General features: G+C 64.9%; 10 protein-coding genes. 4 read left to right on the top strand and 6 right to left on the bottom strand.

The genetic code is table 11. From position 1 onward, the window contains the following. Position 1: 1 nt before the first annotated feature. From bcsB to bcsQ, 3 genes are read right to left on the bottom strand one after another with little or no spacing between them, the layout of a single operon-like run. Complete coding sequence (gene bcsB / locus NP552_RS22260) at positions 2-2,335, bottom strand: cellulose biosynthesis cyclic di-GMP-binding regulatory protein BcsB (RefSeq protein WP_274097166.1); 2,334 nt, start codon at positions 2,333-2,335, stop codon at positions 2-4. Further along, positions 2,332-4,560, bottom strand: coding sequence for a UDP-forming cellulose synthase catalytic subunit (gene bcsA / locus NP552_RS22255; protein WP_043862371.1), 2,229 nt, complete (start codon positions 4,558-4,560; stop codon positions 2,332-2,334). The genes bcsB and bcsA overlap by 4 nt, the downstream gene beginning before the upstream one ends. Beyond that, complete coding sequence (bcsQ, locus tag NP552_RS22250) at positions 4,557-5,771, bottom strand: cellulose biosynthesis protein BcsQ (protein WP_274097165.1); 1,215 nt, start codon at positions 5,769-5,771, stop codon at positions 4,557-4,559. Before bcsQ ends, bcsA begins: the two co-directional genes overlap by 4 nt. Positions 5,772-6,264: 493 nt before the next feature. On the opposite strand from bcsQ, the gene dnaX reads away from it, so the two are divergent. From dnaX to recR, 3 genes are all read left to right on the top strand, one after another. Further along, positions 6,265-8,328 carry a DNA polymerase III subunit gamma/tau gene (gene dnaX, locus NP552_RS22245; protein WP_274097164.1) on the top strand — a complete coding sequence of 688 codons (2,064 nt, stop codon included), beginning with the start codon at positions 6,265-6,267 and terminating at the stop codon, positions 8,326-8,328. A gap of 65 nt (positions 8,329-8,393) precedes the next feature. Then, positions 8,394-8,720 carry a YbaB/EbfC family nucleoid-associated protein gene (locus NP552_RS22240; protein WP_010226011.1) on the top strand — a complete coding sequence of 109 codons (327 nt, stop codon included), beginning with the start codon at positions 8,394-8,396 and terminating at the stop codon, positions 8,718-8,720. 98 nt (positions 8,721-8,818) lie between these two features. After that, on the top strand, positions 8,819-9,421 hold the full coding sequence (gene recR, locus NP552_RS22235) for a recombination mediator RecR (protein WP_043862374.1): 603 nt from the start codon (positions 8,819-8,821) through the stop codon (positions 9,419-9,421). Between the two features lie 94 nt (positions 9,422-9,515). Here recR and NP552_RS22230 read toward each other — a convergent pair whose 3' ends face one another. Together NP552_RS22230 and fnrA are read right to left on the bottom strand one after the other, a co-directional pair. After that, a complete protein-coding gene (locus tag NP552_RS22230) occupies positions 9,516-10,064 on the bottom strand; it encodes an adenine phosphoribosyltransferase (RefSeq protein ID WP_054915581.1) in 549 nt (182 codons plus the stop codon). Positions 10,065-10,118: 54 nt separating this feature from the next. Further along, positions 10,119-10,853, bottom strand: a complete 735-nt coding sequence (gene fnrA, locus NP552_RS22225) for a Crp/Fnr family transcriptional regulator FnrA (RefSeq protein ID WP_043862376.1) — start codon at positions 10,851-10,853, stop codon at positions 10,119-10,121. A gap of 159 nt (positions 10,854-11,012) precedes the next feature. Between fnrA and NP552_RS22220 the strand changes: the two genes are divergently transcribed. Continuing rightward, on the top strand, positions 11,013-11,477 hold the full coding sequence (locus NP552_RS22220) for a hypothetical protein (protein WP_043862377.1): 465 nt from the start codon (positions 11,013-11,015) through the stop codon (positions 11,475-11,477). A gap of 1 nt (position 11,478) precedes the next feature. On the opposite strand, the gene hemN is transcribed toward NP552_RS22220, so the two are convergent. Next, positions 11,479-12,861 carry an oxygen-independent coproporphyrinogen III oxidase gene (gene hemN, locus NP552_RS22215; RefSeq protein ID WP_274097163.1) on the bottom strand — a complete coding sequence of 461 codons (1,383 nt, stop codon included), beginning with the start codon at positions 12,859-12,861 and terminating at the stop codon, positions 11,479-11,481. Positions 12,862-12,901: the final 40 nt, after the last annotated feature.

The following is a 12,901-nucleotide window of genomic DNA, read 5'->3' as shown; positions in this document are numbered from 1 at the left end:
ATTACTCGATGTTGAGGCGACGTTTGGCCTGGGCGCGCAGCGAGAAGAACGCCACCAGGCTGACCAGGGCAACCCCCAGCAGGGTCAACAGCAGCAGCGCCGGTACATGCTGGGACAGCAGCCACTGGATGTAACGGAACGGCCCCAGGTGCCCCACGTAGTAAGCCTGCTCGGCCACCAGCGATTCGACATTCCTGCCGTTGATCACCACAAGGCTGCCTTGCAGTGCCTGGGTGTACTGTTCGCCGCCGATCAGGGCGTCGGTGACCTCCATCAGGTTCTGCGGCTGCGGGCTGGACAGCACCACCACGCTGCGCCCGCTCTTGAGCGGCGACTCGAACCCGGTGACGTACGAGCTGCGGTTCTCGCCGGTGAAGGTGAGCGCACCGCGCGCGGCGCGCAGGTTGGCCTTGGGATCGGGGCTGATCCATTCGCGCAGGCGCATCGGCAGGTCGGAGAACTCCACGTAATGCCTGGCGTCCTGGGTCCTGCTGGGCAGGTAGTCGGCCCAGGTCTTGAGCAGTGGCTGGTTGTCGCCGGAAGCCAGCACCAGCAGGTCCTTGTCGGCCAGGGCATCGACCTGGCCGGCCTGGGCCACGGTGACGGCGGTGGCCGGGTAGCCGGTGGAGTCGCCAAAGCGTCCGAGCACGGTGAGGTAGGCGCTCCAGTCGGCGCTGCCGGCGTTGTCCGGCAGGATCACCGCCGAGTCGGACAGGTCGGCCAGGCGCGTGAACGGGAAGCCGCTGTCCTTGAACACGCCCAGGTTGGGCATGGCGATGAAGTGGTCGTAGCCGCTCAGGTCCAGGGTGGAGTCCGGGTCGATGGCGCCGCGCATGTTGTCGATGATGATGTCGCGGCATTCACCCTGCTTGATGTAGTCGTACATGAAGCGGAACTGCAGGCGCGACTGCAGGGCGACCGAGTCCAGCGGCAGCAGCATGCTCGCCTCGCGGGCGATGCTGTCGTCTTTCTTCAGGGCTGCCAGCAGGCTGTCGCCGCCGCCCAGGCGCTCGATCGAGGGCAGGTTCATCGACTTGATGAAAGTGTCGTTGAAGCTCACCAGCAGCGAAGAGTTGGACGAGGTCTGTTGTGGGGTGTAGCGGTACTTGAGGTCCAGCCGGGCGCCCTGTTCGCGCCAGTTGAACAGGTCGGGTGGCAGGCGCACCGGCACGGTGATCATGCCGGGGTTGTAGCCCGACACATTGAGCTGACGCGGGTCGATCAGCTCGCCAAGGCGCACCGGGCGATCGGTCGGCAGCCAGTTGGGCGCGTCATACGGCTGGCGTGGCTGCAGCGCATTGACGGTGTCGATCTGCACGCTGGGGCCGGAGAAGCTGCGGTAGCCGATCACCAGGGCGGTGGCGGCGCGCTTGAGTTCGGCGCTGTCGCGTCCGGCGATGACCAGCAGCTTGCCGTGCGGGTCGTTGGGGTTGCTCACCAGCGACAGGGTCGGGCCCTTGAGGTCGGGCAGCGTCAGGCCCTCGACCTGGTTGGCCTCGGCGGTGTTGACCAGCACCACCGCGTTGCCGCTGGCGGGCAGGCTGTGCAGGTTGGTGGGGAAGTTTGCGCCACGGTAGCTGGCCAGTGCACCGATCCACGACGACACCGCGCCCGCCGCTTCGAGGGTGGTGTTGTCGGGGGCCACGGCAAACACGAACGGCAGGCTCAGGGCGCGTGGGTCGCGACGATCGAACAGCGGCAGCGGCAGCAGGGCCAGGTCGTTGGGCAGCACCACCGGCTTGACCTGCAGGCTCAACTGGCTTTCGTTGCTGATCTTGGCCCACAGGCTCGAATGCAGCGGGTCTTCGCACTGCATGGTGTAGTGGCCGATCAACTGCACGCCGAGCCGGTTGAACTCGGTGATCAGGTACGGCGGAATGTCGATCACCTGCTTTTGCAGGACGCCGGCGTTTTCCTTGGGCAACGGCAGGCTGGCGGCCACTTCGTCGTTGACCATGATGTTGATCTGCGAGAGGTCGCTGAGCAGCGCTGGCGAATAGGTGTATTGCAGGGTCAGTTGCGCGCCGGTCACCACCTCGTCGGCCCGCACGTCGAAGTTGACCGTGTCGGTCGACTCCACGCCACGCAGGCTCATGGTGTAGTTCTTGCCCAGCTGCTTGAGGCTGAGCTGGTACTTTTCGCCGGCCGCATCCGGTGCCGCCGGCGCCGTTTCGCTGGCGGCGGGCTCCGTGGCGGGCGCCGCTGCGCTGGCCGCGACCTCATCGGCCTGGGCAGGTTGCAGCAGGCTGCCCAGGCACAGCAGCGAGCCGGCGAGCAGACGGCGAGAACGGCGCGACAGGTTCACTTGTTGGTCGGTATGAAGCATGACGGTCATTGCGAGTCCAACGAAGGTTCGAGGTGGGTGGGGGCTTGCTTGCGCTTGTAGCGACGATGGCGCAAGGCGCTGAGGGTCGCCTGGGCCAGGTCCATGATGCCGCGCACGCCGATGCGGCTCACATCGTGCAGGGCGCTCAACGGGGTGTCGGGCTTGCTGCCACCCCAGGTTGCGGCCCAGGTGTCGGCCCGCGAGAAGGTCAGGCGCACGAAGTCGCTCTGCTGGCGCAAGGTCAGCGGCTTGAACTGCACCCCGACCATGGCGCCACGGCTGAACACCACGGTGGCCGGCAGTACGCAGGCCTGCTGCTTGCGCATCAGGATCACCTGGATGTCCTGGCCCTTGTGCAGGCTCTGGCCCTCGGGAAGCTTGAAGCCCACGCCCTTTTGCGAGAAGTCCACGGTGGTGCAGTCGATGGTGGTGCCGTCGGCGGTCTGCACCTGAATCGGCAGCTCGGCGCGCACGCGCGGCTCGGAACGCACCTGGCGGGTTTCACTGGCAACCGCAACGGCAGCGCTGGTGATGATCACGTTGTAGATCGTCCAGGCCAGGTTGATGATGATGGTGATGGCTGCGGCCGGGTCGCCCCAGATCAGTTGCACCACACCGAACACCATGCCGATCAGGTTCAGGGTCAGCAGGATGATGTAGGGGCGCGCCAGCTCCCAGTCGAAGTATTCCTTGTCGATGATGCCGCCCTTGTCGGTCACGTTGAAGCCGCCGAGCTTGGGGTTGATCAGCGCCACCAGTACCGGGCGCATGATGTACCAGGCCAGCACCGACTCGTAGACCTCGTTCCAGAACGAATGGCGAAAGCGCCCCTGGATACGCGAGTTGGTCAGGCTGGCGTGGAAGATGTGCGGCAGCACGTAGGCGGTGATCATCAGCGCCGAGGCGTGGAAGATCTGCGCGCCGAAGATCAGGTACGCCAGCGGCGCGGTCAGGAAGACCAGGCGCGGCAGACCGTAGAAGAAGTGCAGCATGGCGTTCACGTAGCACACGCGTTGGCCGAAGCTCAGGCCCTTGCCGATGAACGGGTTGTCGGTACGGAAGATCTGCGCCATGCCGCGTGCCCAGCGGATGCGCTGGCTGATGTGCCGCGACAGGCTCTCGGTGGCCAGGCCCGCAGCCTGGGGGATCGCCAGGTACGCGGTGTTGTAGCCCTTGCGGTTGAGCTTGAGCGCGGTGTGCGCATCTTCGGTCACCGTCTCGATGGCCACGCCGCCCACTTCCAGCAGGTGGCTGCGGCGGATCACTGCACACGAGCCGCAGAAAAAGGTGGCGTTCCACAGGTCGTTGCCGTCCTGCACCAGGCCGTAGAACAGCTCGCCCTCGTTGGGCACCGAGCGGAACGTGTCGAGGTTCTTCTCGAACGGGTCGGGCGAAAAGAAGAAGTGCGGGGTCTGCAGCAGGGCCAGTTTCGGGTCCTTGAGGAACCAGCCCATCGCCACCTGCAGGAAGGAGCGCGTGGGCACGTGGTCGGCGTCGAAAATGGCGATGTACTCGCCGTCGGTGACCTTCAGGGCCTCGTTGAGGTTGCCGGCCTTGGCGTGGACGTTGTCGGCGCGCACGATGTAGTTGACCCCGATCTGCCGGCAGAACTCGCGAAAATCGTCGCGGCGGCCATCATCCAGCACGTGCACGCGCAGCTTGTCGCGCGGCCAGTCGATGGCCTGGGCGGCGAAGATCGTCAGCTTCACGATGCTCAGCGCTTCGTTGTAGGTGGGGATGAACACATCCACCGTGGGCCAGTCCTTGGGGTCCTGGGTAAGAATCTTGGGCTTGCGCTGCAAGGGCCAGGCGGTCTGCATGTAGCCGAACGCCAGCACCACCAGGGCATAGAACTCTGCTGCCACCAGGCCGTAGCCGAACACGATGTCCAGCCAGCTGTCGAAGCCCAGCGTGTCGGTGACGCGCCAGTACACATAACGCAGGGTGGCCACCAGCGACAACACCACCATGGCCAGCACCGGCAGGCGCCCGGGCAGCTTGCGCAGTATCAGCAGGCCGGCGAAGCACAGGGCGGCGAAGGCGAACTGGCGCTCCAGCTCCAGGGGGGCGGTGACCACGGCCACCAGCAGCAGGGCGCCGATCAGGCCGGCACCGATCTTCAGCGCGCGCAGCACCGGGGCGGGCCATTGCCCGAAGCGTTCGAGCCAGACATTCAAGCGCGCAACCGTGTTGGGCGCCTGCACTGCAGACGCCTGGTCTAAGGGGGCGGTCATGGGGTACCGGACTGTTGGTGGTGATGGGCGAGGTGGGCGCCAAGGGCATGCGCCACGTCGCGCAGGTCCTGGCAGGCAGGGCTGTCGGGCACCTTGACGAACGGATCGAATTCGAAGGCCTGGGCTTCGTCCAGGCTGTGGTCGAGACGGACCATGCCCAGCAGCTCGCGACCGATGCGCTGGCGCAGTACCTGGCACATGTCCAGGTCCAGCGCGCGGGTGGGGTCGACCTTGTTGATCAGGTAGCCGCAGCGCGGCGCGGGGCTGCGCTGGTGCAGGGGCGCAAGCCAGGCCTGCAGTTCATCCAGCACGCGGTAGGCGGCGGGAGTCGGCAGGGTCAGGGCCACCACCTGGTCGGCCATCTCCAGCACTGGCGCAAGCCATGGGGTGGCGCCGGTGGGCAGGTCGATGATCAGTACGTCAGCGGGTGTCAGTGCCAGCGTTGCCAATTGCTGCAGCAGCCAGCCAGGCTGGTTGGCCAGGCGCTGCTCCAGGCTGCGCAACTGGGTGGCGTCGGCGTGCCCGAATGGCAGGCATTCGGCGGTCGAGTCGGGCACTGGGTGGCAGTGGATGCTCCAGGGTTCGTCGCTGTCGGTGGCCTGGCTCAGACCGGGGGCGGTACGCGGCAGCATCAGTTGGCTGGCGAGGCTGTTCTGCGGGTCCAGGTCCAGTGCCACCACGCGACCGTGCGGGCGCTCCAGCAGCTTGGCCAGCGCGGCGGCAAAGGTGGTCTTGCCCACACCACCCTTGGCCGCAACCACAGCGATGATGCTGGCCTGGGGGCGTGTCGGTGCCGGTTTGTGCATGGCATGCTCCAGTGCACCCTGATTCAGCCCCTGGGCCGTGGCATGGCGCAGGCGAGCCGCCGCTTCGAGTTGTTCACGCAGCGACAGGGGTGCGCCGGCGGGCTGTGCAGCCGGTTCGGGGGCGGGCGGTATACGCTTCACGGGCGGGGGCACTGCAACGACTACCGGCGCAGGAGCAGGTGCCTGTACCGGCGCAGGTACCGATGCCAGGGTCGGCGGCAGCTTCAGGGCCGCCAGGGTCGCGGCCACCGGGGCAACCGGCTCGGGCGCGGCAGCAGGTGTGATCGGTTCAGCCACCGTCAGCGCGGGTTCGAGGTATTCGAACTCGGTGTCGATTTCTTTATAGCTGTCCGCACTTGCCCCAAACCTGGTGAACAGATTTCCAATGTCGTCTGCATGACTCATATGTGTAATCCCGGCCTACGGCTATCTGATCAACTGCTGGGGCAGATAAGGTCTGTCACACTGCTAGGATGCTAATGTGTGATATCAAACTGATAGTGTCAATATTTTGTTTATTTCTGGGCTGGTTTTTCGCATTTTCGCCGAGTTAAAAAAATACCGCCATAAGTTTGACTGTTTTGTCGCTGCTTGTGCAGCGCATCTGCACGATGGATGCCGTTCTTGAACAAGGTCGGCACGAACGGCATAAAGCTTAGCCTAGCTTGTAGGAAATGACTGATAAGTCGTGCTGACATATATCAGTTTGTTTCACGATTGGCACATAGGTTACCAAGCTTTGCCTGGCGCGTGTTCAGTCAGAGGACAGGCAACCGGCCAGCCCGGGCCGTTGTCCGATCAACGGTGACTGGCCGGCATGCCCATGCACGGCGGATGCATTTTTGCCCCTGCTCCGCTAGGATTAGCGGTCTTTGGTCTATCTATCCGACGGTTTTCGATGAGTTATCAGGTTCTTGCACGTAAATGGCGTCCGCGCTCGTTCCGCGAAATGGTCGGCCAGACCCATGTGCTCAAGGCCCTGATCAATGCGCTGGACAACCAGCGGCTGCACCACGCCTACCTGTTCACCGGTACCCGCGGGGTGGGCAAGACCACCATCGCGCGCATCATCGCCAAATGCGTCAACTGTGAAACCGGCATTACCTCGACACCGTGCGGCACCTGTTCGGTGTGCCGCGAGATCGACGAGGGGCGCTTCGTCGACCTGATCGAGATCGACGCCGCCAGCCGCACCAAGGTCGAGGATACCCGCGAGCTGCTCGACAACGTGCAGTACGCGCCAAGCCGCGGGCGCTTCAAGGTCTACCTGATCGACGAAGTGCACATGCTCTCCAGCCACTCGTTCAACGCCTTGCTCAAGACGCTTGAAGAGCCGCCGCCCTACGTCAAGTTCATTCTTGCCACCACCGACCCGCAGAAGCTGCCCGCCACCATCCTGTCGCGCTGCCTGCAGTTCTCGCTCAAGAACATGACCCCCGAGCGGGTGGTCGAGCACCTGAGCCATGTGCTCGGGGTCGAGAACGTGCCGTTCGAAGACGACGCCCTGTGGTTGCTGGGTCGCGCCGCCGACGGTTCGATGCGCGATGCCATGAGCCTCACCGACCAGGCCATCGCCTTTGGCGAAGGCAAGGTGCTGGCGGCGGATGTGCGCGCCATGCTCGGCACCCTCGATCACGGCCAGGTCTATGGCGTGCTCCAGGCCCTGCTCGAAGGGGACGCACGAGCCCTGCTCGAAGCCGTGCGGCACCTGGCCGAGCAGGGGCCGGACTGGAACGGCGTGCTGTCTGAAATGCTCAATGTGCTGCACCGCGTGGCGGTGGCCCAGGCGCTGCCCGAGGCGGTGGACAACGGCCAGGGTGATCGTGACCGTGTGCTGGCGCTGGCCGGCGCTCTGCCGGCCGAAGATGTGCAGTTCTATTACCAGATGGGCCTGATCGGCCGGCGCGATCTGCCGCTGGCCCCCGACCCGCGTGGCGGCTTCGAGATGGTGCTGTTGCGCATGTTGGCGTTCCGCCCGGCCGACACCGTCGATGCGCCGACACCGACGCTAAAGTCGACGGGGATCAGCCAGGCCACAGCTGACTCCCCACCCGCGGTGGCAGCGGTCGCCGCGCCGGTGGTGGCTGCACCAGTCGTGCCCACGCCCGTTGCCGAACCTGTTGCCCGCCCGCAGCCCGAACCCGAGCCGCCGGTGCAGGCTGCGCCAGTACTGCAAGCGCAGGTTGCCGAGCCGCCCGTGCCCGAGGTCGACCTGCCCTGGAACGAGCCGGCCGCGCCTGCGCCCGAGCTCGCTGCGGCGCCTGAACCCGAACCGGAACCCGAGCCGCAGCCCGAACCTGAACCCGAGGCGATTGCTGCGTCCGTGCCAGCCGCGCCCGCGCCGGCCATCGCGCATCACGATGAGCCACCGATCGCCGACCACGCCAGCTATAGCCCGGCGGGCATGGAGCGCGACGACGAGCCACCGCTGGACGAAGATTACTACGACGCCGAGATCGACCCGGTGGGCTACAGCTACCTGGACGAACTGGCCAGCGAGACCGCGCCGGAGCCTGCACCGGAGCCCGAGCCAGAGCCTGCCGCGCAACCGGCCACCGGCCTGGCGTTGCAATGGCTGGAGATGTTCCCGCTGCTGCCGATTTCGGGCATGACCGCCAGCATCGCCGCCAACTGCACGCTGATCGCGATGGACGGCGACAACTGGCTGCTGCACCTGGACCCGGCGCACAGCGCCCTGTTCAACGCCACCCAGCAGCGGCGCCTGAACGATGCGCTCAACCAGCACCTTGGGCGTACCCTTAACCTGAGCATCGAGCTGATCCGCCCCGAGCAGGAAACCCCGGCCCAGGCCGCGTCGCGCAAGCGTGCCGACCGTCAGCGCGAGGCCGAGGCGTCGATCGAGAACGATCCGTTCATCCAGCAGATGATCCAGCAGTTCGGCGCCACCGTGCGTCACGATACTATTGAACCTGTCGACGCCCTGGTGGCCCAGGGCGACTAATCCGTTTACCCCAGCACCGCGGTCTGCCGCGGTGTGCCAAGTAACTTGATACCGAGGTGATTCCCATGATGAAAGGTGGCATGGCCGGCCTGATGAAGCAGGCACAGCAGATGCAGGAAAAAATGGCCAAGATGCAGGAAGAGCTGGCCAACGCCGAAGTGACCGGCCAATCGGGCGCCGGCCTGGTCAGCGTGGTGATGACCGGTCGCCATGACGTCAAGCGCATCAGCCTGGACGACAGCCTGATGCAGGAAGACAAGGAAGTGCTGGAAGACCTGATCGCTGCGGCCGTGAACGATGCGGTGCGCAAGGTCGAGGCCAACAGCCAGGAAAAGATGGGTGGCATGACCGCCGGCATGCAACTGCCGCCGGGCTTCAAGATGCCGTTCTGAGGCATTGCCTGCGTGACCCTCGGTGGGAGCACAGCCAGTCGGTTGTCGCTCCCATCGTCGTTTTTCCGTTCAACCGATGATCTGCCAGGCCTTTTACCATGAGCTTCAGCCCCTTGATTCGCCAACTGATCGACGCCTTGCGCACGCTGCCGGGTGTGGGTCAGAAAACCGCCCAGCGCATGGCCCTGCAACTGCTGGAGCGTGACCGCAGCGGCGGCGTGCGCCTGGCCCAGGCGTTGAGCCAGGCCATGGAGGGGGTGGGGCATTGCCGTCAGTGCCGCACCCTGACCGAGCAGGAGCTGTGCCCGCAGTGCGCCGACCCACGGCGTGACGACACCCTGCTGTGCGTGGTGGAGGGGCCGATGGACGTGTACGCGGTGGAGCAGACCGGTTATCGCGGCCGCTACTTCGTGCTCAAGGGGCATCTGTCGCCACTGGACGGCCTGGGGCCGGAGGCCATCGGGATTCCGCAGTTGCTGGCGCGCATTGCCGAGCAGGGCAGCTTCACTGAGGTGATCCTGGCCACCAACCCCACGGTGGAAGGGGAGGCCACGGCGCATTACATCGCGCAGCTGCTGGCGGACAAGGGGCTGGTGGCTTCACGCATCGCCCATGGTGTGCCGCTGGGCGGGGAGCTGGAACTGGTGGATGGCGGAACGCTGGCCCATTCGTTCGCGGGGCGCAAGCCGATCACGCTGTGAGCGTGCGGGGCCCCTTCGCCAGCAAGGCTGGCTCCTACAAGAGCATGCGGCCTTTGTAGGAGCCAGCCTTGCTGGCGAAGGGGTCAGTGCGCGCTCAATATTCGCTGAGCGAAAACTCGGTCAGGCAGAACGTCTGCACCCCTGCCGCCTGCAGCTTCTGCGAGCCGCCCAGCTCCGGCAGGTCGATGATCGCCGCCGCCTCGAACACGGCCGCCCCCATGCGCCGTATCAGGCTGGCCGCTGCCAGCAGGGTGCCGCCGGTGGCGATCAGGTCATCCATGATCAGCACCGCATCGCCCTCGCACAGGCTGTCGGCATGCACTTCCAGAAACGCCTCGCCATATTCGGTCTGGTAACCCTCGGCCAGCACATCGGCCGGCAGCTTGCCCTGCTTGCGAAACAGGATCAGCGGCTTGTTGAGCTGGTGGGCAATGATCGAGCCGATCAGGAAGCCGCGCGCATCCAGCGCCCCGACATGGCTGAAGTCAGCCTCGACATAGCGTTCGATGAATTGGTCGGCAACGTGGCGCAGGCCCCGAGGGGACTGGAACAGCGGGGTAATGTCGCGAAAGATCACCCCCGGCTTGGGAAAGTCCGTTACCGGGCGGATCAGGGATTTGAGGTCGAACGCATCGGTCGGCATGGGGCAGGTATCCTGAAGGGCAAACGCCAGCCAGTATACCTGCTGCGCCAGGTGTCAGCTGTCCAGCGAGCCGCCGGCCAGGGCGCACAGCTGAATCGGGTCGATGATGCGTACTTCCTTGCCTTCGGCCTCGATCAGGCCGTTCTGCTGGAAGCGCGTGAACACCCGTGACACGGTTTCCACCGCCAGGCCCAGGTAGTTGCCGATCTCGTTGCGCGACATGCTCAGGCGGAACTGGTTGGCCGAGTAGCCGCGTGCGCGAAAGCGCGCCGACAGGTTGACCAGGAAGGTGGCGATGCGCTCGTCCGCAGTCTTCTTGGACAGCAGCAGCATCATCTGCTGGTCGTCGCGAATCTCGCGGCTCATCACCCGCATCAGTTGGCGACGCAGCTGCGGCAGTTGCACCGACAGCTCGTCCAGGCGCTCGAAGGGGATCTCGCACACCGAAGTGGTTTCCTGGGCCTGCGCCGATACCGGGTAGGCCTCGGTGTCCATGCCCGACAGCCCGACCAGTTCGCTGGGCAGGTGGAAGCCGGTGATCTGCTCCTCGCCCGCGTCGCTCAGGCTGAAGGTCTTCAGGGCGCCGGAGCGCACGGCGTAAACCGAGCCGAAGTTGTCGCCCTGGCGGAACAGAAACTCGCCTTTTTTCAACGGACGCCCGCGCTTGACGATTTCGTCCAGTGCGTCCATGTCTTCCAGATTCAGCGAAAGAGGCAGGCACAAGGGCGCCAGGCTGCAATCCTTGCAATGGGCCTGGTTGTGAGGGCGCAGTTTAACTGGCTCGGACATTTTCATTCGATCCTTCTGGGGAAAGCACACATAAGCCGTAAGGGTAACTCAGACGGCCGGGTTCAGGCCAGCGTGCGCGCTTTTGGTGCGTGCTGGGCTCAAGATCGGCGATGTTTGGCCGATGACCTGGAATAGTGTCCTTAACAGGAAAGACTGTCCATGCTCTCTATCGATTCAAATCCTCTGAATAGCGCTGCAACCCAGCTCAAACCCCCTGTCGCCAAGACCAATGTCGACGGTGCCCAGAGCGCCCAACCGGCCGAGGCTCCTGCCAAGGAGGGGGTCAGGGTCAACCTGTCCCTGGCGGGCCTGCAGGCGTCCAAAAGCAGCGGCGGCAACAAGGACATCGAGGAAAGCGGTCTGCCCCAGACCATCCAGCAGACCCTCAAGACCATCCGCAAGCTGCAGCAGCAACTGGCTGAAAAGATGCAGCAGATGCAGGCCGTCATGCGAGACAACTCCCTGACCCCCGAGCAGATGCGGCAAAAGGTCTCATCGCTGCAGGGTGAGATCGCCACGCTGACGGGGGCAATCACCACCGCCACCGCCAACCTGAACAAGGCCATGAAGCAGGAGAACCTGAGCCTTGATCAGGTCGCGAAGGTGTTCGAGTTGATGGGCTGATTCAAATCACCCGCGAAAACCGCTGGCGGTTGTGCAGGTCCAGGTAGGCATCGAACACCATGCATACCGAGCGTACCAGCAGGCGCCCCGCCGGCAACACCTTGATCCCGTTGGCATCCAGGCTGATCAGGCCGTCCTTGGCCATGCTCAGCAGGGCAGGCCACTGCGCGTTGAAGTAACCGCGAAAATCGAGGGTGAAGGCGCGCTCGATGGTCTCGAACTCCAGTTCGAAATGGCAGATCAGCTGCTGGATCACCGCGCGGCGGATGCGGTCGTCCTCGTTGCAGATCAGGCCGCGACTGGTGGGCAACTGCGAGGCGCCGAGGGTGTTCTGGTATTCGTTCAGATCACTGCTGTTCTGGCAGTACAGGTCGCCGATCTGGCTGATAGCCGACACGCCGAGGCCGATCAGGTCGCAGTGGCCGTGGGTGGTGTAGCCCTGGAAGTTGCGCTGCAGGGTCGACTCTTCCTGGGCAATGGCCAGTTCGTCGTCGGGCAGGGCGAAATGGTCCATGCCGATGTAGCGATAGCCTGCCTCGGTCAGCTGCTCGATGGTGTTGTGCAGCATTTCCAGTTTCAGCGCAGGCGCCGGCAGGTCGCTGCTGTCGATGCGCCGCTGGGGCATGAAACGCTCGGGCAGGTGCGCATAGTTGAACACCGAGAGGCGGTCGGGCTGCAGCTTGATCACTTCCTCGACGGTGCGTGCAAAGCCTTCGGTACTCTGCTTGGGCAGGCCGTAGATCAGGTCGAGGTTGATCGAGCGAAACTGCAGGGTGCGCGCGGCCTCGATGATCGCGCGGGTCTGCTCCAGGCTTTGCGGGCGGTTGATGGCCCGTTGCACCACCGGGTCGAGGTCTTGCACGCCCAGGCTGACACGGTTGAAGCCCAGTTCGCGCAGCAGCCCCATGGTCGACCAGTCGGCCTCGCGCGGGTCGATCTCGATGCCGTAGTCGCCCGAATCATCATCCAGCAGGTTGAAGTGCTGACGCAGGTGCGTCATCAGCTGGCGCAGTTCGGCGTGGCTGAGGAACGTCGGTGTACCGCCGCCCAGGTGCAACTGCTCCACGGTCTGGCGCGGGTCCAGGTGGCAGGCGATCAGCTGGATTTCCTGCTCCAGGCGCTGCAGGTAGGGCTGGGCGCGGCCGCGGTCCTTGGTGATCACCTTGTTGCAGGCGCAGTAGTAGCAGATGTTGGCGCAGAACGGCACGTGCACGTACAGCGACAGCGGGCGCGCGGCGCGGCGGCTGTCACGCAGGGCGTGCAACAGGTCGAACGAGCCGACCTGGCTGTGCAGTTGCACGGCGGTCGGGTAGGAGGTGTAGCGCGGGCCCGCCAGATCGTAACGGCGAATAAGGTCGGGGTCCCAGTGGAGGGCGTCGAGCATGGTGGCAGTCCCTGGAATGGCGGCAGTGTCCGGAGTCTAG

It is taken from the genome of Pseudomonas sp. 8209 (assembly GCF_028682105.1).
GTDB classification, from domain to species: domain Bacteria; phylum Pseudomonadota; class Gammaproteobacteria; order Pseudomonadales; family Pseudomonadaceae; genus Aquipseudomonas; species Aquipseudomonas palmensis.
Note: the sequence above shows the minus strand (reverse complement) of the source record. Positions and strands in the feature narration are given on the sequence as shown.